This is a genomic window from Halorubrum orientale (assembly GCF_059623105.1).
Map to the genome: position 1 here is coordinate 11,708 of NZ_JBSPSR010000007.1, position 23,263 is coordinate 34,970.

22 protein-coding genes and 2 tRNA genes are annotated in these 23,263 nt (G+C 58.1%); 15 read left to right on the plus strand and 9 right to left on the minus strand.

Annotated elements, in window-relative coordinates:
• Positions 1–120: 120 nt before the first annotated feature.
• Positions 121–2,460: an ATP-dependent protease LonB gene (gene lonB, locus ACWUI7_RS08390; RefSeq protein WP_496641781.1), complete on the minus strand. Its 2,340-nt coding sequence runs from the start codon at positions 2,458–2,460 to the stop codon at positions 121–123.
• 169 nt (positions 2,461–2,629) lie between these two features.
• On the opposite strand from lonB, the gene ACWUI7_RS08395 reads away from it, so the two are divergent.
• The gene (locus ACWUI7_RS08395) at positions 2,630–3,148 is read left to right on the plus strand and encodes a nicotinamide-nucleotide adenylyltransferase (RefSeq protein ID WP_496641782.1); all 519 of its coding nucleotides are present in this window, start codon (positions 2,630–2,632) and stop codon (positions 3,146–3,148) included.
• A 75-nt stretch (positions 3,149–3,223) separates the two neighbouring features.
• On the plus strand, positions 3,224–4,075 hold the full coding sequence (locus tag ACWUI7_RS08400; protein WP_496642053.1) for an SAM hydrolase/SAM-dependent halogenase family protein: 852 nt from the start codon (positions 3,224–3,226) through the stop codon (positions 4,073–4,075).
• Positions 4,076–4,100: 25 nt separating this feature from the next.
• Here ACWUI7_RS08400 and ACWUI7_RS08405 read toward each other — a convergent pair whose 3' ends face one another.
• Positions 4,101–4,559: a DUF5793 family protein gene (locus tag ACWUI7_RS08405; protein WP_496641783.1), complete on the minus strand. Its 459-nt coding sequence runs from the start codon at positions 4,557–4,559 to the stop codon at positions 4,101–4,103.
• A 115-nt stretch (positions 4,560–4,674) separates the two neighbouring features.
• On the opposite strand from ACWUI7_RS08405, the gene ACWUI7_RS08410 reads away from it, so the two are divergent.
• The 7 genes from ACWUI7_RS08410 (at position 4,675) to ACWUI7_RS08440 (ending at position 11,959) form a co-directional block, all read left to right on the plus strand.
• Positions 4,675–5,310: a class I SAM-dependent methyltransferase gene (locus ACWUI7_RS08410; protein ID WP_496641784.1), complete on the plus strand. Its 636-nt coding sequence runs from the start codon at positions 4,675–4,677 to the stop codon at positions 5,308–5,310.
• A 34-nt stretch (positions 5,311–5,344) separates the two neighbouring features.
• Positions 5,345–5,415: transfer RNA gene (locus ACWUI7_RS08415), tRNA-Gly, on the plus strand.
• Between the two features lie 152 nt (positions 5,416–5,567).
• Positions 5,568–6,668, plus strand: a complete 1,101-nt coding sequence (locus ACWUI7_RS08420; RefSeq protein ID WP_496641785.1) for a tyrosine-type recombinase/integrase — start codon at positions 5,568–5,570, stop codon at positions 6,666–6,668.
• A 68-nt stretch (positions 6,669–6,736) separates the two neighbouring features.
• A complete protein-coding gene (locus tag ACWUI7_RS08425) occupies positions 6,737–6,877 on the plus strand; it encodes a hypothetical protein (protein ID WP_496641786.1) in 141 nt (46 codons plus the stop codon).
• 809 nt (positions 6,878–7,686) lie between these two features.
• Positions 7,687–7,992, plus strand: a complete 306-nt coding sequence (locus tag ACWUI7_RS08430; protein WP_496641787.1) for a hypothetical protein — start codon at positions 7,687–7,689, stop codon at positions 7,990–7,992.
• A 270-nt stretch (positions 7,993–8,262) separates the two neighbouring features.
• The gene (locus ACWUI7_RS08435; RefSeq protein ID WP_496641788.1) at positions 8,263–8,763 is read left to right on the plus strand and encodes a hypothetical protein; all 501 of its coding nucleotides are present in this window, start codon (positions 8,263–8,265) and stop codon (positions 8,761–8,763) included.
• 2,272 nt (positions 8,764–11,035) lie between these two features.
• Positions 11,036–11,959, plus strand: a complete 924-nt coding sequence (locus ACWUI7_RS08440) for a DNA adenine methylase (RefSeq protein ID WP_496641789.1) — start codon at positions 11,036–11,038, stop codon at positions 11,957–11,959.
• A gap of 4 nt (positions 11,960–11,963) precedes the next feature.
• On the opposite strand, the gene ACWUI7_RS08445 is transcribed toward ACWUI7_RS08440, so the two are convergent.
• The 3 genes from ACWUI7_RS08445 to ACWUI7_RS08455 form a co-directional block, all read right to left on the minus strand.
• Positions 11,964–13,046 carry a PDDEXK family nuclease gene (locus ACWUI7_RS08445; protein WP_496641790.1) on the minus strand — a complete coding sequence of 361 codons (1,083 nt, stop codon included), beginning with the start codon at positions 13,044–13,046 and terminating at the stop codon, positions 11,964–11,966.
• Between the two features lie 74 nt (positions 13,047–13,120).
• Positions 13,121–14,029 carry a DpnII family type II restriction endonuclease gene (locus ACWUI7_RS08450; protein ID WP_496641791.1) on the minus strand — a complete coding sequence of 303 codons (909 nt, stop codon included), beginning with the start codon at positions 14,027–14,029 and terminating at the stop codon, positions 13,121–13,123.
• Positions 14,030–14,531: 502 nt separating this feature from the next.
• Positions 14,532–15,020: a hypothetical protein gene (locus ACWUI7_RS08455; protein ID WP_496641792.1), complete on the minus strand. Its 489-nt coding sequence runs from the start codon at positions 15,018–15,020 to the stop codon at positions 14,532–14,534.
• 647 nt (positions 15,021–15,667) lie between these two features.
• On the opposite strand from ACWUI7_RS08455, the gene ACWUI7_RS08460 reads away from it, so the two are divergent.
• Positions 15,668–15,731 (plus strand) — tRNA-Leu (locus ACWUI7_RS08460).
• A 474-nt stretch (positions 15,732–16,205) separates the two neighbouring features.
• On the opposite strand, the gene msrA is transcribed toward ACWUI7_RS08460, so the two are convergent.
• Positions 16,206–16,742 (minus strand): peptide-methionine (S)-S-oxide reductase MsrA, encoded by a 537-nt coding sequence (msrA, locus tag ACWUI7_RS08465; protein WP_496641793.1) that lies wholly within the window; start codon positions 16,740–16,742, stop codon positions 16,206–16,208.
• Between the two features lie 91 nt (positions 16,743–16,833).
• Here msrA and ribH point away from each other — a divergent pair, with 91 nt between their 5' ends.
• Positions 16,834–17,238, plus strand: a complete 405-nt coding sequence (gene ribH, locus ACWUI7_RS08470; protein ID WP_496641794.1) for a 6,7-dimethyl-8-ribityllumazine synthase — start codon at positions 16,834–16,836, stop codon at positions 17,236–17,238.
• Positions 17,235–18,389: a pyridoxal phosphate-dependent aminotransferase gene (locus ACWUI7_RS08475; RefSeq protein ID WP_496641795.1), complete on the plus strand. Its 1,155-nt coding sequence runs from the start codon at positions 17,235–17,237 to the stop codon at positions 18,387–18,389. The genes ribH and ACWUI7_RS08475 overlap by 4 nt, the downstream gene beginning before the upstream one ends.
• Positions 18,390–18,721: 332 nt before the next feature.
• Here ACWUI7_RS08475 and ACWUI7_RS08480 read toward each other — a convergent pair whose 3' ends face one another.
• Positions 18,722–19,372, minus strand: a complete 651-nt coding sequence (locus tag ACWUI7_RS08480; protein WP_496641796.1) for a DUF6517 family protein — start codon at positions 19,370–19,372, stop codon at positions 18,722–18,724.
• 70 nt (positions 19,373–19,442) lie between these two features.
• Entirely contained in the window at positions 19,443–20,054 is a 612-nt protein-coding gene (locus ACWUI7_RS08485) for a halocyanin domain-containing protein (protein WP_496642054.1), read from the minus strand.
• A gap of 145 nt (positions 20,055–20,199) precedes the next feature.
• On the opposite strand from ACWUI7_RS08485, the gene ACWUI7_RS08490 reads away from it, so the two are divergent.
• Together ACWUI7_RS08490 and ACWUI7_RS08495 are read left to right on the plus strand one after the other, a co-directional pair.
• Positions 20,200–20,826, plus strand: a complete 627-nt coding sequence (locus tag ACWUI7_RS08490; protein ID WP_496641797.1) for a hypothetical protein — start codon at positions 20,200–20,202, stop codon at positions 20,824–20,826.
• Between the two features lie 137 nt (positions 20,827–20,963).
• Positions 20,964–21,785, plus strand: coding sequence for an RIO1 family regulatory kinase/ATPase domain-containing protein (locus ACWUI7_RS08495; protein ID WP_496641798.1), 822 nt, complete (start codon positions 20,964–20,966; stop codon positions 21,783–21,785).
• A gap of 65 nt (positions 21,786–21,850) precedes the next feature.
• Here ACWUI7_RS08495 and ACWUI7_RS08500 read toward each other — a convergent pair whose 3' ends face one another.
• Positions 21,851–22,960: a phosphotransferase family protein gene (locus tag ACWUI7_RS08500; protein WP_496641799.1), complete on the minus strand. Its 1,110-nt coding sequence runs from the start codon at positions 22,958–22,960 to the stop codon at positions 21,851–21,853.
• Positions 22,961–23,083: 123 nt separating this feature from the next.
• Here ACWUI7_RS08500 and ACWUI7_RS08505 point away from each other — a divergent pair, with 123 nt between their 5' ends.
• The gene (locus ACWUI7_RS08505; protein ID WP_496641800.1) at positions 23,084–23,242 is read left to right on the plus strand and encodes a DUF7557 family protein; all 159 of its coding nucleotides are present in this window, start codon (positions 23,084–23,086) and stop codon (positions 23,240–23,242) included.
• Positions 23,243–23,263 lie beyond the last annotated feature (21 nt).

Here is a 23,263-nt window from a genome sequence, read left to right on the forward strand (position 1 = left end):
CGGCGGAATCGTACAAAAAGCGTCGGCCGAGCACGACCGCAGTGAATCTGCACCGCAGTGAACTATTGCCGCGACCAATCCCACACCGCGATCGACCCCGCGCCGTGGTTGCCCTCGTGCCTACTGCGGGCTCGGACTGGACGGGCTGGAGACGCCCTGTTCGTTGAGCGCCGACCCCGTGATCGACTTGAGCCGGTCGACGAGCGAGTCTTTCTCTGCTTCGCCCTCAAGCGCGATGTCGAGCACCTCGCTGATGTGTGAGACCGGAATCACCTCGACCATTTCCTCGTACTCTTCTTCTATCATCACGTCCTGCTCGTTCGCCTGCGGGATTATGACCCGGTCACAGCCGGCCTTCGCGGCCGCCTCGATCTTGTGGGTGACCCCGCCGACGGGGAGCACGTCACCGCGGACCGACAGCGAGCCCGTCATCGCAAGGCTCTGGTCGACGCCGACGTTCTCTAGGGCGCTGATGACCGCGGTGGCGACCGTGATCGATGCCGAGTCGCCGTCGACGCCCTGCTGGCCGGTCTGGATGAACTGGATGTGGATGTCCTTCTCGGAGATGTTCTCGTCGGAGAACTTCTTGATGATAGCCGAGACGTTCTGGACCGACTCCTCGGCCATCTCCTTGAGCTGACCCGTGGCTATCACTTGACCGCCGCCCTGCGTTGGCGTCACCTCGGCCATCACCGGCAGCATGATCCCGGAGTCTTCGCCCATCACGGCGAGACCGTTGACCCGGCCGGCGACGTAGCCGTCAGACACTTGCAGCTCGTAATCCTTCCGGCGCTCGATGTAGTCGTCCGCCAGCTGCTGTTCGATGGAGCGCGAACGCCCCTTCGCCTGCAGCACGTGATCGCGGGTCGTGACGTCGGCGTCCTCGCCACGAGCGATGTCGCCGGCGACCCGCACGAGCCCACCGAGGTTTCGGAAGTGCAGCGTGAGGTGGCCTTTCCGCCCCGAGCGCCGCTTCGCCTCGAGGATGATCTCCTCGACGGCCTCCGCGGTGAACTCCGGCAGCCGGCCGTCCTTGGCGACCTCCTGTGCGATGAACCGGACGTACTGCCGGCGCATCTTCGGGGTGTCCTCGATGGTGTCTTCCATGTACACCTCGTACCCGTAGCCTTTGATCCGCGAGCGCAGCGCCGGGTGCATGTTCTCCATCGCGTCGAGGTTCCCGGCGGCGATCATGACGAAGTCCGTCGGGACGGGCTCGGTCTGGACCATCGCACCCGAGGAACGCTCGGACTGGCCCGTAATCGAGAACTCGCCCTCCTGAATCGCCGTCATCAGGTGCTGTTGGCTCCGGATGTCGAGGGTGTTGATCTCGTCGATGAACAACACACCCTTGTTGGCCTTGTGGATAGCACCGGCCTCAACGCGGTCGTGGCTCGGCGTCTCCATCCCGCCGGACTGGAACGGGTCGTGCCGGACGTCACCGAGGAGCGCGCCGGCGTGTGCACCCGTCGAGTCGTTGAACGGGGCGGACTTCGTGTCCGCGTTGTTCACCAACAGGTTCGGGATCATCGCGTCGGAGCCGCGGTTCAGGTAGCGGAAGACCAAGTAGACGACACCGGCCGCGATGATGCCCACAAGGATCTGGCCGACGATGATGAGCGCGTAGCCCAACACCACGGCGATAATGATCCACATGAGAAGCGACCGCATCTGATTGCGCTTGCGGGCCTCCTCTTTGTGTGCATCGACGATCTGGTCGCCTTTCCCAGCAGGCACTGTCCGCACCTTCGGCTTGTTGCCGTCGTCGGGGTTGTGATACACCAAGACGTCCTGGAGCTCCTCCTTCGGGAGGAGTTCGGACATCGCTTTCGCGAGCATCGACTTCCCGGTCCCGGGCGAGCCGATCATCATCACGTGGCGGCGCTGTTTGGCCGCCTTGATGATCACGTCACGGGCGTGCTCCTGGCCGATCACTTGGTCGACGAGTCTGTCGGGAATCGAGATCTCGTCGGTCGTATCGACGTTGAGCCCTCCAAGGAGGTCGTCCTCGTCAGGGTCCTCGTCGATCGCAGCCCCATCGACCTCAACGGTGCTGCCGAGGTCCTCGATTCCACCGTTGTCGGGTCCGTCAATACCGGTTCCGACACCAGCGTCACCGCTCTCGTCGCCGAGGTCGTCCTCGATGGTGATGCCGTCGTCCCACTCGTCTCCATCGTTCCATTCGTCTCCGTCGTCCCACTCGGCGTCCTCGCTCTGCCCGTCATCGCCTCGCCCGTCGTCAGACTCAGCCGCGGTGACCGTCGGCTCGCGGAATCCATCCTCGGCCGGGTCGGGCTCTGCGGTCTCGTCGTCAACCGCGGCGTGGTCGTCGTGGGTATCGCGGGAATCGTCGTCCCTAACCGGGGCTCGGACGTCTTCGTCCGACGCCGGCGACACGGAATCGTCCGGCGGCGCAGCGTCCTCCTCCGGTGGGTCGTTCGTGTCCTTCTCGTTGCTCATAAAGTCTGTAACCGTTAATCCAAAGAACGGGTCGGCTACTGATATACTTTCTCCCCACGGAGATCACATCCGAAACCCGTGAGCCGGCCGCTATCGCCACGTACTGGCCGTCTTACCGCTCACGGACGTCCCGGGGAGTTTATAAATGAAGCCGCCGCTAGGTGGATCCATGCGGGGGTTCTACATCGGGCGGTTCCAGCCGTTCCACGACGGCCACCGGTACATGGCCGAGGAGATCACCAGCGAGGTCGACGAGCTGGTGTTGGGGATCGGCTCGGCTGGCGACTCACACACCACTCGGAACCCCTTCACTGCCGGCGAACGTGTGATGATGGTCACGAAGGCCGTCGAGGACCTCGACGTCACCACCTACGTCGTCCCGATCGAAGACCTTGACCGCAACGCCGTCTGGGTGAGCCACGTCCGGAGTATGACTCCCCGCTTCGACGTCGCCTACTCGAACAACCCACTCGTCGTCAGGCTCTTCGAGGAGGCCGGTGTTGAAGTCAGAGGCTCCCCGATGTTCCGCCGTGACGTCTTAGAGGGCGCAGAGCTCCGTGAACGCATGATCCACGATCGAGACTGGACGGACCTCGTGCCGACCACCGTCGTTGACGTCATCGAAGAGATCGACGGCGTCGAACGCATCCGCCGCATCGCTGAGACCGACACCACCACCGATCTATGACAATCACCCATCTGTGACCATCACCCCAATCACCCACCTGTGACTCCCCAGTCATCCGCTTCTCATCCCCGGCCGCTGCTCACGCTCGCCTCGGACTTCGGCACTCCGTACCCTGCTGCGATGCGCGGCGTCGTTCGACGTCGAACCGACGCCGACCTCCTCGACGTCAGCCACGAGCTCCCGCGTGGTGATCCGCTCGGGGCCGCCTTCTGGCTTCGCTTTGTCCTCCCCGAGTTTCCGCCGGCTGTCCACTGTGCGGTCGTCGATCCAGGCGTCGGCACCAACCGCGACGCGATCGTCGTCCGCGCGAACGGCCACGTCATTGTCGCTCCAGACAACGGACTCGCGCTCCCACCGGCACGGGTACTGGTGACCGACTCGAAGGGCAGCGACAGCGCGTCACCCTCGTCGTCTGCGATCGACGTCTATCGAATCGACGGCTTCGATCCGGCGAGTGCGACCTTTCACGGCCGTGACGTCTTCGCTCCTGCGGCCGCCGACATCGTCGAGGCGATCGCACAGCCGGGCGAACGGGACGCCGACCACACAGCCGAACTCCACGAGACGCTCGAGGATCTCGATTGGCTGACTCACGTCGACGACTACGTTGACCTCGAGATTCCGAAGCCGACACGCTACTCCGAGACGGACAGCTTGGCCGTCGACGGGGAGGTGCTCGTCGTCGACGACTTCGGCAACGCCATCACGAACATCCCTGGACCAGTCGTCGAGGACGGCGACCGCGATCGCATCCGGGTGAATGACGCGGTCGTCTCAGTGGCCGAGACGTTTGCCGACGTCGACCCTGGCGCGAAACTCGTCACCGTCGGGAGCCACGGCCACGTAGAGTGTGACGTCAATGACGGCGATGGTGCAACAGTGTTCGGGCTGTCGCCGGGCGACGTGGTTCGAATACGCGAGGAGTGAGCGGCCGACCTAGACGCGACCCCACTTATAGCTCGACGCCGGACGGGATCAGACTCTCGCTGCGCAGGAGGTTCCCCTCGTGGTCGTACACCAGGAACGTCTCTTTATCATAGGTGACGAGATGGTCTCCCTCGATGTCGATTTCGATCCGGTAGCTGGCGTCGTCGCCGTCAGCGGTCTCACGGGCGGCGCGGACGAACGGAAGCACGTCCGCGGCCGTCTCGTTAAGCTCAAGCACGAACTCGCCGGTGAAGCGGTTCGTCACGGCGACGACACCCGCTGCCTCGCCAGCCGAGAGCGGGTCGCGGAGCCGGAACGCGACGTCAATCGCCGAGGCGGTGAGCAGGTCGCCGTCGGACCCGGTGAGTCGATCGCGGAGCAGCCCGGACGGTCCGTGGAAGTCGATCCGGACCGTGGGGGTCATCGGCTCGTCGGCGCCAGCGTCGACGCCATCGACGGTCAGTTCGAAGTAATCACGCCGCATTTCTTATTCCATCATTGGTCACGACGCCGTATCAACGTAACGGCAGTTCCAGCCGACGCGCCGTCACACCGCCGGCCACCAGAGCTAATGTGGTCGGCCGGCCGAAGACACACATATGGACCCGCAGTCGACATACGATCGGATCGCCGACCACTTCGCGGTCACGCGCGAGTACGCCTGGCCGGAAGTAACGGCGTTCCTCGAAGACCGGGCTGTCGACCGCGCGCTTGACGTCGGTTGTGGGAACGGGCGCCACACGGAGCTCCTCGCCGATCGCGCCCGCCTCGCAGTCGGCATCGACCTCAGCCGTGGGCTGCTCGACACGGCGGTCGAACGAGCTCGCGACCGCGGCTTCGCCGATGCAACGGCCTTCATCCACGGCGACGCGGCTCACCTCCCGATCGCGACCGCATCGGTCGACCTCGCGACTTACGTTGCGACGCTGCATCACCTGTCGCCGCGGGCGACCCGCGTGGCGAGCTTATCGGAGTTGGCGCGGGTGCTCCGTCCCGATGGGACCGCACTCGTGAGTGTGTGGAGTACCGCTCACGACCGATTCGACCGCGACGCCGGGTTCGATACAACTGTTGATTGGACGCTTCCGGGCGGCGAGACCGTGCCGCGATACTACCACATCTACGATCCGGATGAGTTTGCTGCTGACCTCGCGGCGAGTGACCTCGTCGTCGAGGACCTGACGGTCTCGAGTGGCAACTGTTATGCGGTCGTCCACAACCGACGGAAAGGGTAAGGTCCTTATCCCGGCATACAAATCATCATACTAAGCGCCGGTGGTCTAGTGGTAGGACCTGAGCCTTCCAAGCTCATGGCCCGGGTTCAAATCCCGGCCGGCGCATAAGACGGCTCCGCCGTCTTGCGATTTTACTGGGGTTCGGACTGAAATAATGTATCCGAACACCAAGCGTTATGTGGTCAGTCAGTTGAGACAACGCCGCAGTCATGCGGTTTTCAGAAACTGTCAGGCTCACATAGAAGAGGTCAAATAGGATGACCCGAATCCCGACCGTCACCCAACCAATTCAAGACCGACTCAGTCCCCGCAAACTCGCCGATTACGAGGACTATAAACAGAAACTCATTCGGTGGCTATCCAAACAAGGCAAGAAACCCGAGCGCCGGAAAGGATACGCTGACGGGACAATCCGCAACGTGACCTACCACGTTGACCGCTTCTATCGCTGGAAGTGGGACCGCGAAGAGGCCTACACCATCGGAATCCTACCCGAAGAGGCCGATGAGTACCTCGACAGCCTCCTCCTTTCTGAGAAGGACTACAGCGATACCTACGTCCATACCGCGCAGAAATCTCTCAAACGGGTATTCAAATTTTGGAACTACGAGCGCGGCAAGAACCTCGACTACGATTCAGAGTTTTCTTTTTCGGTCAGCCAGAACGAACCGCGCGATTACCTCACCCGGGAAGAACGTCAGGCCATCCGGGAAGCCTCATTAGAGTACGGGAGCGTTCCTGCCGCCACGAGTGTATCTGGGGAAGAGTACGACCGATGGACAGCCTATCTTGCTCAACGGTTCGAAAAGCCCAAAGAGGCCATAACCGACGCCGACTTTGTCCGAGCGAACGGGTGGAAGATACCGAGTCTTGTCGGCACCTCTCTCGATACTGGCCTTCGTCCTATAGAGGTTGAGCGCGCAACCGTCCGATGGGTTGATACCGATAACGGCGTCCTCCGAATTCCAAAGGAGGAGTCATCGAAGAACGAGGGCAACTGGATAGTCGCTCTTACCGAACAGACGAGTACCGCACTATCTCGGTGGTTAGAGGAGCGCGAGAATTATACTCGCTATGAGGGAACTGACGCACTCTGGCTTACCAAATACGGGAATCCCTACGGTTCGTCTTCTCTGCGGCGTCTTCTCCACACCCTTTGTGACAACGCCGGAATTGATTACAAGTATCGGCAGATGAGCTGGTACAGTATCCGACACTCGGTCGGGACGTACATGACTCGGGAAGAGGACTTGGCCGCCGCACAGGCTCAACTGCGTCACCGCTCCCCGCGCACGACCATGAAGTATGACCAAGCACCGATAGAAGACCGCAAAGACGCTCTTGACGGGATGGGCTAAACCCAGAAGACCCCTTCTAAGTGTAATCTACCCGACATATATATGTTCTTCCGTCTCTTAAGTGTATCATGGGTCTGAAACCCTCAAAACGGCAGGCTGTCCTTGTTCAAGAGCGCGTTCAGGAGGCAATCCACGACGACCGGCTACCCGACAGCGAACGGGCCCTAATGGAGAGTTTCAACACAGACCTCGAACGGTACCTCCGATAGTCCACATAGGAGCCGAAGTCAGCGGGAAGGCAGCGACAACACCCAGCAGATAATGGAAGACACAGTTCATTTCGCTACAGGACGGGCAGTACAGGACGAAGACACAGGGGCGGTTCAGATTCGTGGACGTGGCTACGATACAGATGAAATCACACTATGGCCGTCCGATGCTGACCGACTCGGAAACTGGCTACAAAACCGTTCAGAGGTTGCTCCGTCGTTCTACGTCTACTACCGGAAAATGTACAGAGACCATATCGTCAAGGACGGAGACACAATCTGTAGTATTGACGTGAATGTTCCCGGTCCCGACTCTGAGAGGCTAAAACCATTAGAGGAGGTAACAGACCACGAGTGGCAGTTACACCGAGCTCATTCGGACTTCTGTATGTATTGTTCTGGCATGGCTCAACGAATGGGTATTTGGCCTGATTTACCGCCTGAGGAGCCAGAGTCATTCCGGTGTCCCGAATGTGATGACCCTGTAGATAGAGTTAGTATCCAGATGGGAACGACTATCGCTGAGCATGAGGACGGCCGACAGCACGAGATAGACCATTCTGAGTTTCAAGAATGGCGTCGAGGAGAGAGCCGCCGTTCATAATTACTACGGATTATTACATACGCTACCTGAATTCGCCATAGATTCTAAGCTTTGTCAGGATGGACATTTTCCGTACTAACTGTCTGAGGTCACTCAACAACTCATACCCAGAGTGAGAGACCGGCTCAGGAGTACCGGCGACAGCTGTCCTGAACTGATAGACAGCGAGTTTAATTTGTAGCAAGTTCCTACTGAGTATTCTATAATGGTGTGGAGACTTCGCTTCTATGATAATGGAGGTGTAGAGATTGGGTACGCTGAAAAGCCCGACAAATCCACCTACAACGTCGTTATTACCCACCCCGACTCTGGATGGGACGATTTCAAAGATAAGCTGGAATTGAAGAAGCGGCACTTGTCCGACAAAGACGAGAGCGGTCTAACGTCCCCGGAATGGGTATCTGATACGGGGCCGATGATAGACGAGTGGCCGCCAGAAGACCACTTACAGAAAGTCCAAGACGAATTTTCCCATCCGGACGTTGCGGATAGCGTGCTGAACGACGAATAGTATCGACATACAACCATAGGCGGAGTCCAATATTGGAGTAAGCAACTTCGGAGGTCTTGGGTTCGGTATGACGAGTTCTGCGGGAAGGGCGCACATTAAAGCGGTTCAGCGTACCGCAGTTACCGGGGAACTGCGTCTATAAGATGTATCTGGACCGGTGTCGCCGTCTTACTAACCAGAGAATTCAAACAAGAACACAACGAGTTCATATTGGATTTCTGTACCTTATTCTCATAAGATATACTGAATATATCGGAGGTTCCACATCACATGATGACAGACTCCGGAGAGATAGAGCGACCCGACGAGCCGTGGAAATACCCGTATGTGGCTGGCGTTTTGGACTTCGGCTCCAACTTCAAGGTCCGGGTCACGAAAGACGACGGCGCTCGGTTCGACCACGTTATTCACCTCCAGATACACGTCGAGAACACTCGGCCTGCCGTTATGGGCTTTCTGGACGAGTTCTGTATGAACCACGGCATAGAGCCACGAGTCCGAGAGCGGGAAGAAAACTTCCGGCTGGAGTTGTCAAAGCGAGACGACATTCGGGACTTCCTCTATCTGATTCGACCGTACATTCTGGTCCGGGCCGAGGCGGTCGAGGTCGCGCTGGAAGACCTGATACCCGGACTGGAAGATGGTCTCGGGAGTACGGAAGACGGCTTCCTCGAATTGATGGGGTACGTGGATGAGATTCGGAGCCACACCACCCAGCGGAGCGAGCCGAAGTACACACAAGACTACTTTCGCAACGAGCTTAATTTGTAGCAGGTTCCTATTGACTATTCTATAATGGTTTGGAGACTCCGTTTCTATGATACAGAGGGCGTAGAAATTGGGTACGTAGAAAAGCCCGATAGGTACACGTACAACATGGCTATTACTCACCCGGAATCCGGGTGGGAAGACGTTGAATCTAAGTTAAATCGACTTGAACTACATCTCCCAGAAAAAACCCCAATTGGGGGCCTACAAGCCCGTTAGGACGAATAGACAACGGGCCCATGTTTCTCCGGCTTACGCCCGAGGAACACTTACAGAAAATACAAGACGAGTTTTCTCATCCGGACGTAGCCCGCGTAGAACTGAACGACGAATAGTTTCGAATATTCAACATAAAGTCATAGACGGAGTCCAATACTGGAGTAAACCACTTCAGAGGTCTCGGGTTCGGTAAGACGAGTTCTGCGGGAAGGGCGGCACTCTGGCAAAACCCGGCTTATCTTGTTTCGATGTAGACCTCTGTTTCACAGCGGAACGGTTTTTGACGCCGCCTTCCTGCTGAACTCGGAATCAAATTCGGCTACTCTGGATGTTTACCTATACCAGATTCCGTTAGTAATCCCTCTGAGTCTCCCTTGTCCCGGTAGTTCCTACTTATAGTAATACAAGTCCTCTAATATAGGGTGTCGGGGGTTTATAAGCGACTTCTCGGATAAAATGATATTATTACCGGAGGTGATTAGACAAGAACATAGCGTATAGACGATTTGTGCGACATAACTGATTATCTCGAACGCACTACGGTAATATGTAAAAGTATTGGCGTTCTGTCAATCTCAGGCGCGCTCCAGTATAGAGAGTGACAAGACCGATATGCTTAATATTTCTATGTTCCTATGATATGACGGGGCATATCTCTGGTTGGGAAAGCCCCTTTAGGTTGGGTTTGGTTAACCCCTGAGTCGGGTTAAATCGTGGTAGGCACGCGACTATCCCGACTCCTCATTCATCAGTTACATATTGTGAGTGAGAATGGCTGGTGACTCTATATTACCGATATTTGCCATTAAAGCAACCAAAATTTTGATATTTTATCGAGTCGGGTAAGGTCATATTTGGAAACCCAATTCCAAGTCGTGTTCTAAGCGCCTATATGCTATACCATGCCGTAAGCTCGGTAGTATATCGACAATCATCGTATAGCAAAACATCTGAATAAGTTAAATGAATTCAGTTTGTATAATCGGTACTGCTCATATCGGCTCTGACAGGCCCGTAGACAGCTTTTATTCTCCTGAACGTGGGAAACCATTCAGGCAGATTAAAAATCGCTCTGCGGGCGTCCTGTTGCGTCTGATAGAGCGCTGTACCCATAGCGGTGGCCCGAATATCGGTTACAGCTCATGTTTGAGTCGTTCTGGGAGAAGGAAAGGGAGACTTATAGAGGGATAGGTTGAGGGTCCATATAGAATATACGGATTACCCTATTCCGGATAATCCCTATCCAGCAGGAAGGCAACTGTCTAAACCGGATACGTTACTCCATATAGGATATACGGCTCCAGATACGGTAGAACCCCCAATACGGCTCCTGATACGGTATAAACTCTATCCAGATACGTTATAGTATATACGGCTCCTGATACGGTAGAGCCCCTATCCAGCAGGAAGGCCACCCATTCAAACCGGACACGTATCAATCAAGGAGGGGTTCGTATGGGATATATGGATACCCCGTATTAGTTAACAGAAGTAGACAGGTAGTGTACAGAGTAAGCGGCCTAACAAGTACCTCCTGACACTATCTGGTTGACCTTCATGGATTTCCATATTTTAATTGACACCCAGTATGTCGGATACCGGTGGAATCGACAATTGACGTAATAATGTGTTTGCGACAATAAGTATTCCTCAGACATGTTTGTTTTAGATGCGCCGCGTTCTCGCCGCACTCAGAATCAGCCGGGAGTTTTCTTAGAACGAATTCCGCTACTATGACCAGACGAACGACGAGCCAATTTTTGTTCGGGATACCTCTCCATCTTCTTCCAATCGCATCAGTCGTCTATAGGCTAAATCGTATGAACAGCCCACTTCGTCCGCAACACGGGCCGTCGTCGCATTGTCGAGTAAACTGACCGCTTGGAGAAACGCCTCACGAGAGTACTTCTCCGTGAATTTTCCTGATTCCTTATCGCGGTCAGGGGTCACAGACAATGATTGCGAAGAAGACGGCTTAAAAGTACAGTACGAAAAACCGTTCAAGGTATATTGAATGGCCACGTTTAAGCCTGAAGCCAAAACAACTGCTAACAAGATGGTTAGCCCAATTCTCAAGTGGGCCGGTGGGAAGCGACAACTCCTCGATGAATTATACGCTCGATTCCCGAAATCCTATGCTCATTTCCACGAACCCTTCTTTGGAGGCGGGGCCTTGTTCTTCGATTTAGAGCCCGATAACGGGACTATCAACGATACAAACCCTCGGCTAATTAATTTCTACAAGCAGGTTCGTGACCGCCCTGAGGACTTAATCACGCGTCTACGGTCATTTGACGACCCCGAGTCTGACCCTGAGTCTGACCTACAGTTTACTGAATCCAACAGGAAAGGTAAAGAGATTAAGAACTACTACTACCAGCAACGCGAGCGGTTCAATAACCGACCATACGGCGATGACTTCGATGAACTCGAAGAAGCGGCTCTCCTTCTTTATTTAAATCGGACTTGCTACAACGGACTCTACCGCGAGAATAGTACTGGTGGATTCAATGTCCCAATCGGTCGATACAGTAATCCCGATTGGGTTCGAGCCGAGGAAATTCGAAAGGCGAGCGGTGTCCTCAACAATATCGAGATTCAAAACACGGACTTCGGGTATGTTTCCGAGCAAGTTGAGGAAGGAGACTTGGTGTATTTCGACCCACCGTATGAGCCGATGAGTCCTACCGCATCCTTCAATGATTATAGTGAAGAAGGATTCGGCAAAGAAGACCAAGAACGCCTGCTTGAGTTAGCACAGGAGCTTGATAGACGGGGAGTAAATGTTATTCTTAGTAACAGCGGCGTGATGTACGAGATGTACAACGAGGCGGGCTTCTACGTCGAGAAAGAGGGCGCAACACGGGCCATTAACAGCGACGCATCAAACCGCGATGAAGTAGATGAAATCATTGCCACGAACGTTCCTCCTGCTAAACGACGGCAGGCCGGCCAACAGGGACTCGCAGACTTCAACTGACGAGTTATAGCGTTGACTGGTGCTCTTCTTCAGTAAAATTGTATTTTTCTACTTGCTCCAGTAGCTCGTTTTCAATATAGTCGTCAAATGTGCTGGTAAAACCAGGCGCATAGACGTGAATCTCTATATCTTGGGCATCCTTTCCGAGTCGGTCGTGGAGCCATCTTAGATACCGATTTACCTGCTGAGAGGCTGATTTACCTGCTTTCCCAATTTTTAGTTCAAGAACGGTGTTCGGTATTGTTCCATCTCGAATCCTATCCTCCGTGAAGTAGCATACGTCGGCTTGGTCAATATTACTCGTTCTGAACGGAGAGATTGGGACTTGTCGGCAGATTGTTGCGCCATCCGGTTGGATATGTTCTGGTAGAAGGGCAGGGTTCGCAATCAGAGACGCCTCAAGGTGTGACTCAGGATGGGCCTCACTAGGAGAGTCAACACCATATTCAGGCGAGAAGGGAACAGGGTCACCTTCCAGCTGTATGGGTTCGTCGCTGACCGGCTCAATCTCTCCTTCGTGTTCGTTCTTGAGTAGGTCAAGGAGAATATCTGTCTCACCGGGTGTGATTGTACAGAATCCCATGCCTGCCATGCTGTTCGACGGCAGAGGGTAGGGGTATTCTCCAAGGTCGAAGTAGAGTTGGTCGGAAATAATGTACCGCCCGGCCATATCGCTGTCATCCTCAAACTGTATGAGGAAGGGCTGGCACTTCTCGCCTCGGTCGCCTCCGGCGTCAAAGACTCCCAGCTCGTCCGTCTCGCCATAGTCATCCCGGGGAGATTCGTCCCACACCAGTGGAGCGTCTGCCTCTCGGCCCATTGGACTCATTTGGCCGTTGATGTAGAAGGCTCCGTGTTCGTCTGAGCCGACGATTTGGCCACCGTAGTAGATTTCGCGGTCGAGGAAGAAGAATACGTGTTTCCCCTCGCGGGTGGCGGCGTAGTCGGCAAGTGTCTTGTAGTGGGCGCTGTATGAGGAGGGTTCGCTTTCCTGTGGGGTCATGTGCTGACCGTAAACCCCTTTGTCAAGGTATAACTGGAGAGTATCCTTATCGTAGAGAGTAATGAATAGGCCACCGTTGTCCATGAGAAGAAAAAGACGGTTGGCTTACAAAAACGCCCATTACAGAAGGGTTGAACGGATATGGAGATTAGAACAATCTACACTTCCTTCGTCTCGAAGAACCGTTCTACGTCCTCGGGAAGTTGATTTTCTGCCTGGTGAAGATTGTAGAGGTCAGTTATATCGTTGTAGCTCTCTCGGAGAACGTTTGTAAGCGATTTTTCCCACCCCTGCCCGTCTGTGACCCACACGAAAGCCACATCGTCGTTTCTCATCCGTTGCGCAACGTGGTTGTACGAACGGCGTATCTCGGAGGGCTTGCTCCCACCGACTTTGTAGGCATTTGCCTCAACCACGAGCCGGAGGTCGCCATCCTCGAACAGCGCAAAATCCACGGTCTTCTTTTGCCCTGATTCGTCGTTGTATTCGGTCGTATATTCGTCGTCCATTTCGACGGAGTACCCCGCGTTATTGAGATGGTCAGCAATCCCGGCTATCTGCTCGCCCACTAACTCCTCAAAACACTCTCCCTGTCGGTTTTTTCGAGCGTGAGATTCCATCCCAACGAGCATCCCTCGATAATGGTCTCGAACATCTGCTACGTCCACGACATACTGAAGGCCGATTTCTTGAAGTATGTCAGCCAAATCACGCGCGACTTGTCTGTCACCGGAGTCGATAGCGCGCTGAATGTCATAGAATTTCCAGACACCTTCGAGGGCGCTGTATTTGTTACCTCGCTCTCCGAGAATCTCGAAGTAGAAATCAATCCATTTTCGAGTATCATCGGCGGCAATCAAAGCATCAGTAAGTCCTTCCACAAATTCGTCTTTGGAAACATCTTGGAGGTCGAGAATCGCATCAATTTGGACTTCATAATTTTCAATCTCATCCTCAATCCCACCCCAGTCTATGAACTCTGTCGAAGGAATTGCGGAGGGAACAATCGTATCTTGAAACTCATCTACGAACTCATCTGTTGGGGGACGATGCTGACGAATTGGCATAGGTACTAACTACAGAATTGACACAAATGCGTCCTTTACATTTGTATTGAAAGGGAGTTGATGAATAATCACGCCAAATTGTTCTGACTCTCTGCCGCACTCATCGCGCCTCAGATTGAGTGAAGACTACTGGTCTTTAGATTCAAGAATCCTTTTCGCGGTAGAGGAGTCAATATATTCATAAGTGATATTACGACATACAAGATATATTAGCAAAGACAAAACAAGACCGCCAATCGCCTGTACAACGTCAACCCAATTTAGGAATGAGTCTGATAAGGAGGGCAACTGTAAGAGGGAGGCATACATTATTTGTTCGTAATGATTTCTTGTCATTAATTACTTTTCGGGTTATGTAGCTTTGCGGTGAGAGAGGTTTCTGGATGATTGCGTTCTGCGGTGACGCTCGGTAGAAGACAGCTGGATAGCTTGTTGCGAAGAGACATATGCGGCAGGAACCGGCAGCTCCCAATCCAAGCACTCTCCACGACTCTCTGATACGCTATGAATTCCAGACCAAAGAAGCACCAGCAATCGCTATCATTAGCAGAGGAAGGGAAAACAGGCTCATCTCGGAGATTGTAGGCGACACGGAACCGAAGACGCACCAGAGTATCCAGAGATACAGCAAAATGAATAGTATGATGTTCGCAAGCATTCCGATAACGACCGTTATTTGAAACGCAGGCCGTGAGGGTGCGATAAAGTCAAACAGGTCTTCAAAAAGTTCAAAAGACAACTTGGAAGAATTCGCTGCTCCTTCCCGTGAGACTCGTCTCCGAACCCGAGAAATATCCTTTTCATCTTCAAACAGTTCTCGGAGGGATTCGTGTAGTTTGTACATGGTAGCGCCGGTGAACAGCGAAATAAATAGCCCGACCATGATTACTGCTGAGTCGTCGACTGTGATGAGGTACGCCAGCGCCGCAGAGGGCCAGAACCAGATTTCTTCTCGCGCCTGAGTGAATGCCCTCAAACCTGCGAGTTTCATGTTAATACATAATCACTACGTCGTCGGATAAATTCCCAACAATTACGCGCAGTCAAAATGGTCCGGCCTGCTGATTAGAAACGGTTCTTTTGGTACCGGTACATCCCAATCAATAGACCGAGTCCAAGGGCCATCGTAACGTTGAGCGCAACCTGCTCAAAGCCACCGGCAGTCAAAAACTCGTCCAGCGGGAAGGGGGTGAGTTTGGTGATGTAGTAATTGAGAGCGACGCTTAATGCCCCATCTAACGACTGTGTCTGGGCGAGTCCAATTACGAATTGTATCCCAGTTAGGATTCCGCTCCCAAACAGATACATGTTGAACGCGTTCCCAAACAGGGACCCGATTCCATAGTTGATGGTGGCTGTATTTCGACCCATCAATTCAGAAAATAGTGCCAAATGATAAGATAATAACCAATTCGGAGCGAAAGTGGTTACGGGGCTTCTGTATCGCCGCCTTTCCCGCCGCAAACAGGCTTGAATTATGCCGGGTGTAAACGAATTTCTGAGTAAATGAGCCTAAGGGCTTATTGAGTGGGGTCACCCGGTTTTTGGGCCGAACGTATAAATACGGGTGGGTCGTATCTGAACGTGAACCCCGGTAGAATCCGGCGCAGGAGCGTTCCTGTGGTTGTTTGGCGTCTCGCGCGGTGAGCGCGAACCTGAGCCTTCCAAGCTCATGGCCCGGGTTCAAATCCCGGCCGGCGCACTCCCTTCGGTCGTGCGCCGGCCGTAGTTCCACTCGCTCACTGCGTTCGCTCGCGGGACTCTCGGCTGGCGCATTTTTAACGTCGTCGAAAAATGGTGCTGAGAGGGGTTTGAACCCTATCAGTCGCGCACAGCGAGCGACGCGAGCGAGCACGTCTGATTCTGGTTCAAATCCCGGCCGGCGCACTCCCTTCGGTCGTGGGCCGGCCGTAGTCCCACTCGCTCACTGCGTTCGCTCGCGGGACTCCCGGCCGGCGCATTTTTACTGCAGTGAAGAACGGTGCCGAGAAGGATTTCGATCGTGTGCAGTGGCGCGCGCCTCGCAGGCCGCCGGAGGCGGACTTGCGAGCGCGTGCGAGGGATGAGCGAGTCGCCGCAGGCGACGAGCGAATCGGCTGGGGAGGGTGTGGCGGTAGTTGGTGTCCGTGTCTCACGAAGTCGTGTTGATCACACAGGCACTAGATCGATGATCCACTCACTTCGCTACGAGCGACTCGAACTCGGCACGCACCTTCTCGACTTTCGGTTGCGCGTGGAACGTACAGTAGGCGTCGTCTGGATGCTTCGCGAAGTAATCTTGATGCTTCTCCTCGGCACGATAGAACGTCTCGAGCGGTTCGAGCTCGGTCTCGACGTCGTCGTCGAGTTCCGTGTCCAGCGCCTCGATGTACGCCGCCGCGGCCTCGTGTTGCGCCTCGCCGTGGGTCAAGACGATCGAGCGGTACTGGCTCCCCACGTCGGGTCCCTGTCGGTTACGCTGTGTTGGGTCGTGGATGGCGAAGAACGCCTCGAGCAGGTCGGCGTACTCGATTACAGTCGGATCGTACTCGATCTGTACCACCTCGGCGTGACCGGTGGACCCAGAACACACCGCCCGGTAGGACGGGTCGCTCGTGTGGCCGCCGGCGTAGCCCGACGTCACTGACTCGACGCCTGCCAGTTCTTCGAGTGCTGCTTCGATACACCAGAAGCAGCCACCGCCAAGCGTCGCCGTCTCGAGTTGGTCAGTCATACCACAATCTAGGGTCCGCGCACGCTTAAATGACGCCCGGGTCATCGGTGCCGAACGGTAGACCTTTGCCGTCGCCGGTTCGAATCGAGGTATGGTCTCGCTGGGACTCGTGGTGGCTCGGTTCAACGACTCTGTTACGGAGCCGATGGCCGCCGCCGCCAGGGATGCAGCTGCCGACCGCGGCGCGGTCGTCACCACAGAGCTGACCGTGCCGGGCGTCTACGACAGCCCGCTGGCTGCCGACCGACTGGCACGACGCGACGACGTCAACGCGGTCACAGTCGTCGGCGCGATAGTCACCGGCGACACCGACCACGACCGCGTCATCGCGGACGCGACGGCGGAGGGGCTCACTCGGGTGAGCCTCGACCGCGACACCCCGGTTACCTTCGGCGTGAGCGGCCCGGGGATGTCCGGCGCGGAGGCGCGAGAACGCATCGACAAGGGCGCAGAGGCCGCCCACGCCGCTATCGACCTCATCGAGGAACTTCCATGACCGACGTGTACGACTACTCCGACCGAATCGGACGCGTAGAGCCCAGTGCGACGCTGGCGATATCGAACCTGGCCGCAGAAAAGGAGGCGGAGGGTGCAGACATCGTCGACCTCTCCGTCGGCGAGCCGGACTTTGACACCCCTGCGAACGTCGTCGAAGCGGGGAAAGCCGCCCTCGACGCTGGCCACACCGGCTACACCTCCTCAAACGGAATCCCCGCGCTTCGTGAGGGTATCGCCGGGAAGCTCCGCGGACAGGGCGTCGACGCGAGCGCTGACGAAGTGATCGTCACGCCCGGCGGCAAACAGGCGTTGTACGAGACGATCGGCACGCTCATCGACGACGGCGACGAGGTCGTTCTCCTCGACCCCGCGTGGGTCTCCTACGAGGCGATGGTCAAACTCGCCGGCGGTGCGCTCTCTCGTGTCGACTTGGCCCCGCACGGCTTCCAACTCGAACCCGCTCTCGAGGACCTCGCCGAGGCAGTCTCCGACGACACTGCCCTCCTCGTCGTCAACTCCCCGTCGAACCCGACGGGCGCGGTGTTCTCTGAAGCAGCACTCGAGGGTGTCCGCGACCTCGCCGTTGAACACGATATCGCCGTGATATCCGACGAGATATACGGCCAGATAGTCTACGACGCTGACCACGTCGCGCTCGCGAGCCTCGACGGGATGCACGATCGCACCATCACGATCAACGGGTTCTCGAAGGCGTACTCGATGACCGGCTGGCGGCTCGGGTACCTCCACGCCACCGAGGCGTTCGTGAGTCAGGCGGGCAAGCTCCACTCACACTCGGTCTCGTGTGCGACGAACTTCGTCCAGCACGCTGGCGTCGAGGCGCTCGAGCACACCGACGAGGCGGTCGAAGAGATGCGCCAGGCGTTCGCCGACCGCCGTGACTTGCTCGTCGACCTGTTTGACGAACACGACGTCGACGTCGACGTCGGTGAGGGCGCTTTCTACATGATGATCCCGGTCGATGACGACGACGAGGCATGGTGTGAGCGCGCCATCGAAGAGGCGTCGGTCGCGTGCGTTCCCGGAGCCGCGTTCAACGCGCCCGGCTTCGCGCGGATCTCGTACGCGGCGAGTGAAGAACGGCTCCGCGAGGCGGTCGATCGACTCGTCACGAACGATCTCTTGTGACATCCTCCCGCGCCTACAGGCGCGGGCCTCCCACCCGGTGTTGGCCGAGCAGGTCAATCCTGAAGGTTGGGAGTCTAAGGTTTGCTGGACAGTCAGCCAGTGGCTTTGCCACGAAGCCGTTACTCGTACCCCGGAAGGGGCTTCGAGTTACCTGATTAGTTATCGACTGTCGGCGTGGTCGGCTTACTTTTTGATTTCGGCTCTGAACCGTGGCGAACACCGAGTCAACCGCCAATTTTCCACGCACAGTGCGTGATACGGTAGTTTTTGTATTAAATTGTCGGATTCATCTGGTGGCTAAAGCCACCAGCATTCTCCTCGATTCTCTATAATTAGCCGTCGCCGTCGTGTTCGACTCCGGCCAACAGCGTTTCAGCGCGCGGACGCTCGTCGGTTGCGAGCGCGGCCGGGTACGTCGCCCCGACGAGGACGAAATCACCCGCGTGTGACACTCGACAGACGAGGAGCCGAAGCGCGACTGTCGTCGGCCCGACCTGCGTCGTGCCCTCAAAGACGCCGAGTTCCGTCTCTGTTCCGAGCACGGTGGTCTGTTCGTTGCTGACCGATGAGAGATCCTCAAGCCCGTCACCGGCCAGCTGGTCGCCGACGCGTCCCGCTGCCCGGTCGGCGAGCGAGTTGAGAGACGCGTCGGCGACCGGATTGAACTCACGGCCGGCGACGGCAATCGACGGCGTGGTGACCACTGTTGCCCCGGCAAGTGGGCGTTCACCCCCGGCGACGACCACGTCTCGCTCGTACTCGGCGACCTGGTTTCGAACGGTGATCTCGCGTTGTGACCCGCCGAGGTCGACCGTTCGTCGCGTGACCGCCTCCGTTTCGGTCACCAGTCGGTAGCCGGCCGCGTCCGCCGCCGTGGTGCTGAATCGTCCCGGTGCGGCCTCGAACTCGGTCTGTGTCGCGGCGCAGCCGGCGAGCCCGATCGTGAGCCCAGTCACACTCGCCGCGAAGTGTCGTCGTCGCATACGCGGTACTCCAGTTGGTATGCGTCAAATTCTCATCGGGCCGACAAAAAGACCGGGGCCGTACCGATTATTAGACGACTTCGACGCCGCCGATCTTGCCGTTTGCCTTGTGCGGCGTGCAGTAGTACAGCTGGATGCCGGCCGACTCGAACGTCTGTTCGAAGGTGTAGCCCTGCTCGTCTATCGGGTCGCCGCTGTTGAACTGGGTCGCGGAGGCGTCCTCGGAGACGACGTTGTGTGCACCGCCCTCGCCGGTCCACTCCCAGACCACGGTCGTGCCAGCGTCGACGCGGATCGCCGGCGGGGCGAACGCGAAGCCGATGTCGCCGGCACCGACGTCGACGACGACTTCGTCCTGGCCGGTGTAGTCGGCGACCGTCCCCTCGTACAGCCGGGCCTCACCCTCGCTGAGGTAGTCGTCGATTTCCGTCGGCACGTCGTCGAGCATCTCGACGCTGCCACTGTCGCTGCTGCTCTCCTCACCGCTGCTCTCCGCTCCACTGCCACCGTCACTGCTTCCCTCGTCGCTGCCGCCGTCACTGCTCTCCTCACTGCTACTCTCTTCACTGCTACTTTCCTCGCTCTCACCGCCACTGCCGCCGGAACAGCCAGCGAGCAGTCCGGTGGTGAGCGCCGCGCCAGTCCCAACGAGATACCGCCGTCGAGAGACTCTTCGTGCCATCATTTTCTGGTACCACGCGAGCACATACAAGGGCGTTGATCCGGGCCGACGAGGCCCGGTCAGGGATCCGACAGAAAACAACAGCATGCTGCCGGGTGTTGGCAGAATGCCACCTATTAAGACTTGGGCTCGCTTCCCCAGAGGCATGCGGGAAGACGAGCTGGCGACGCGGCTGGTCGACCACTACGAGGCCGCGTTCAAGCACCCAATCGTCCGGCTTGAGGAGCCGTACGACGCGGCCGGCCGCCAGGGGGCCGTCGACCTGTACGTCCGGCGCCGAACTCCGACGCGCGTCGATCACGTGATCGAGTTGAAAGCCGACGCTGCGGTTCGTCAAGCGACGGGCGCCAACGCGATGCTCAGACAGTTCAACCGAATGCAGCGCTACTTTCATCTAGACGAGACACACGCGCTCCGGCCGCGACTCGGCCGGACCGAACCCGGCGCGCGCTACTGCCTGCTCTTCGCGCCAACGCCGACGTGCGTGTACCACGTCGCGACCCACCGACGGCTGTACGAGTCGGTCACACAGGCTGGGCGCGTCGACGACGTCCCCATTGTCCGGACCGTCGGATTTCTCACGGGGCTCACCGGAGACCCAATCGACGTGGGATACCTCTCGGTCAACGGGGACGCCCCCTTCGGCTCCCGCGCGTTCCTCGACGCCGTGCCGACTGCGTCCCGTCTCGCAGACGCAATTCACGATGTCGACGACGACCTCGTCGAGGGCTCAGTTTGCGCGAGCGACGAGGCCGACGCCGACGGCAGCTGACCTGCGTGACACTCCCGATGCACACACCGGATCGAGCCACGCCTACGGCACGCCGCGTCGGGCTCGATAGCTCACGGTTCTCGCTGTACGAACCTCGCGCGACAGTTTATACACCGTGCGGGCGTTAGTCCACCTGTATGTCGTTTCGCCGGCTCGTCCGTGGCAGCGCAGACTGGCCAGCGCTGGAGCGGGTCGGACGCGAGCTGGCGGACCGGTACGACCGCGACCACGTCCGGATCGAGTTTCTCGACGCCGACAACTGGCTGTCGACACCGATGGTGCTCGATGACGATCGCTTTGTGAAGGTGATCACGCCACAGAACACCCTTGTTCATACGCTGTTTACCACCGGCCGAAACCTCGGGGCGTTCTCAGCCGGCAGCGAGGGATTTTTCGAACGCCACGAGACGCCCTACGAGATGGCGCGTCACGAACTCGAGGCGACCCGACAGGTCCGCGCTCTCGGCGTGAACACCCCGGAGCCGATCGAGGCGCTTGCGGTGGGCGACCTCGGCGTCGTCGTCGCGGAGTACCTCCCCGAGTTCTGTACCCTCGACGAACTCGACGCCGATTCGTGTCGCGCGCTTGCCCCGGGGCTGTTTGAGGCACTCTCGACGATCCACGACGCGGGACTCGCACACGGTGACCTCCGCGCCGAAAATGTACTGGTGTTGGACGGCGAGCTGTACGTGATCGACGCGACGAACGTGAGCGGCGACGGCCGCACGGACGCCCGATCGTACGACCTCGCGAGCGCGCTCGCGGCACTCGAACCGCTCGTGGGGGCGACGAGTGCCGTCGACGCGGCGTTGACCAGCTACGACTCGGACGCGTTGCTCGCCGCCAGACGATTCCTCGATTTTGTCGCGATCCGACCGGACCACGACTTCGACGCGGCAAAGCTGCGCGGCGAGATAGAAAAGCGTGCCACCAGCGCGCCGGACGCAGACGGGGGGTGACGACTACGACATGGTTCCGTAGTCGGCGACATAGCGGCGCCTTGACGGCGGCCTCGCGAAGCCTCTCACTCGCCCGTCTCGCGGCGGACCGCAGCCACCCGCGAGTCGAGTTCGGCGTCGATCCGGTCGACGAGTGCCTCCATCGGCTCACCGAGGTACGGCACCCACTGGTCGAGGAACCCGGACCGGCCGAGCACACGAACGACGCGGTAGATCGGCTCCCGGACCTCGAATCCTGCCGGCAGGCTTCCGGCGCGGCCTCGGTACCCGCCGAGGACGGCGCCTGTGAGTCGATCGGGGCCCTCGGAGTCGAACCCGTTACACAGCTGGTCACGCGCCCGGACGAGATCGCGGGACGGGTCGCCGACGTGCGCGAGCTCCCAGTCGAGCAGCCCGATGTCGCCGGCGGGAGCATCACTCTGCCCGTCGACCACGAACGCGTTTGGCTTGGTGATATCGCCGTGAAGCAGTGCCGCGGGAGGGTCCTCGAGCAGCGGGCGGTGTGTCTCGATGCAATCGACGACCGCGTCGAAGTGTCGGTCGAGTCGGTCGGTCGTGGCGATCTCGCGGGTCTGTTCGACGGTCTCGAGGAGGACGTCCGGCCACGGCGCGACCGACAGCTCGAGCCCCGGTCGCGCGGATGGGCTCTCGACTGCATCATTGAATTCAGCCGGCGTACCACGACCGACCGTCTCTCTACGACCGACCGTCTCTCTGCGACCGACCGCCTCATCACAACCAACCGTCTCGCCAGGCCCACGGATCGTGCCGTGGTCGTCGAACCGCACCGCGTGAAGCGCCGCGACCGCCCGGCCGACCCGGCGGAGGAGTCGACGCTGTGTGTCAGGCCCTGCCGTCTCGAAGCGCTCGTCAACGGACTGGCCGGGGGCGGGCGCGGTAGCGAGGTATGGTACCGGACCACTCGTATCGACCGCGAGCGTCGCCGGGACGGAAATCGATCGACACGCACGGAGGTACGCGAGTATCGCTGCCTCCCGGTCGAGCCGGTGGCTGGCGCCGTCGACGGCCGTCTTCAGATAGGCGCGGCGACCATCGGCGAAGGTGACGACCACCGTCTCGTTGCCGCCGTTCCAGGATGGCCCGGCTCCCTCGACGTCGACGACCGTTCGGCCGGGAAAGGCGGCATCGAGCGCCGTCTCGACCGACTGGTCCATACGGTCGGTGGCCGGGCGGATTCGAAAAGCGTTGTGCTCCGGGATGCGTGCTGTGCCCTCGATGGGCACGCCAGGCGGCGACGCGTTCCACACGCTTTTGACCCGGTCGGACGAATTACCGGTATGCCACAGATACATCTCGACGACGAGACCGTCGAGCGACTCGATGCGCTTCGTGTCGACGGCGAGGAGTACGACGAACTCGTGCGAGAGCTGATCTCCGTCTGCGACGCCGAGGCCCGACCGCTCTTCGAGGGCGGTGTGAACGGCGACGACGCGTGAGGGTCTCGGCCGGAGACGCGG

Excerpts from the sequence above, each read along its gene's own strand:
- lonB (WP_496641781.1), bottom strand. The coding sequence starts at position 2,460 with ATGAGCAACGAGAAGGACACGAACGACCCACCGGAGGAGGACGCTGCG.
- ACWUI7_RS08395 (WP_496641782.1), top strand. The coding sequence starts at position 2,630 with ATGCGGGGGTTCTACATCGGGCGGTTCCAGCCGTTCCACGACGGCCAC.
- ACWUI7_RS08405 (WP_496641783.1), bottom strand. The coding sequence starts at position 4,559 with ATGCGGCGTGATTACTTCGAACTGACCGTCGATGGCGTCGACGCTGGC.
- ACWUI7_RS08410 (WP_496641784.1), top strand. The coding sequence starts at position 4,675 with ATGGACCCGCAGTCGACATACGATCGGATCGCCGACCACTTCGCGGTC.
- ACWUI7_RS08420 (WP_496641785.1), top strand. The coding sequence starts at position 5,568 with ATGACCCGAATCCCGACCGTCACCCAACCAATTCAAGACCGACTCAGT.
- ACWUI7_RS08425 (WP_496641786.1), top strand. The coding sequence starts at position 6,737 with ATGGGTCTGAAACCCTCAAAACGGCAGGCTGTCCTTGTTCAAGAGCGC.
- ACWUI7_RS08430 (WP_496641787.1), top strand. The coding sequence starts at position 7,687 with ATGGTGTGGAGACTTCGCTTCTATGATAATGGAGGTGTAGAGATTGGG.
- ACWUI7_RS08435 (WP_496641788.1), top strand. The coding sequence starts at position 8,263 with ATGATGACAGACTCCGGAGAGATAGAGCGACCCGACGAGCCGTGGAAA.
- ACWUI7_RS08440 (WP_496641789.1), top strand. The coding sequence starts at position 11,036 with ATGGTTAGCCCAATTCTCAAGTGGGCCGGTGGGAAGCGACAACTCCTC.
- ACWUI7_RS08445 (WP_496641790.1), bottom strand. The coding sequence starts at position 13,046 with ATGGACAACGGTGGCCTATTCATTACTCTCTACGATAAGGATACTCTC.
- ACWUI7_RS08450 (WP_496641791.1), bottom strand. The coding sequence starts at position 14,029 with ATGCCAATTCGTCAGCATCGTCCCCCAACAGATGAGTTCGTAGATGAG.
- ACWUI7_RS08455 (WP_496641792.1), bottom strand. The coding sequence starts at position 15,020 with ATGAAACTCGCAGGTTTGAGGGCATTCACTCAGGCGCGAGAAGAAATC.
- msrA (WP_496641793.1), bottom strand. The coding sequence starts at position 16,742 with ATGACTGACCAACTCGAGACGGCGACGCTTGGCGGTGGCTGCTTCTGG.
- ribH (WP_496641794.1), top strand. The coding sequence starts at position 16,834 with ATGGTCTCGCTGGGACTCGTGGTGGCTCGGTTCAACGACTCTGTTACG.
- ACWUI7_RS08475 (WP_496641795.1), top strand. The coding sequence starts at position 17,235 with ATGACCGACGTGTACGACTACTCCGACCGAATCGGACGCGTAGAGCCC.
- ACWUI7_RS08480 (WP_496641796.1), bottom strand. The coding sequence starts at position 19,372 with ATGCGACGACGACACTTCGCGGCGAGTGTGACTGGGCTCACGATCGGG.
- ACWUI7_RS08485 (WP_496642054.1), bottom strand. The coding sequence starts at position 20,054 with ATGGCACGAAGAGTCTCTCGACGGCGGTATCTCGTTGGGACTGGCGCG.
- ACWUI7_RS08490 (WP_496641797.1), top strand. The coding sequence starts at position 20,200 with ATGCGGGAAGACGAGCTGGCGACGCGGCTGGTCGACCACTACGAGGCC.
- ACWUI7_RS08495 (WP_496641798.1), top strand. The coding sequence starts at position 20,964 with ATGTCGTTTCGCCGGCTCGTCCGTGGCAGCGCAGACTGGCCAGCGCTG.
- ACWUI7_RS08500 (WP_496641799.1), bottom strand. The coding sequence starts at position 22,960 with ATGGACCAGTCGGTCGAGACGGCGCTCGATGCCGCCTTTCCCGGCCGA.
- ACWUI7_RS08505 (WP_496641800.1), top strand. The coding sequence starts at position 23,084 with ATGCCACAGATACATCTCGACGACGAGACCGTCGAGCGACTCGATGCG.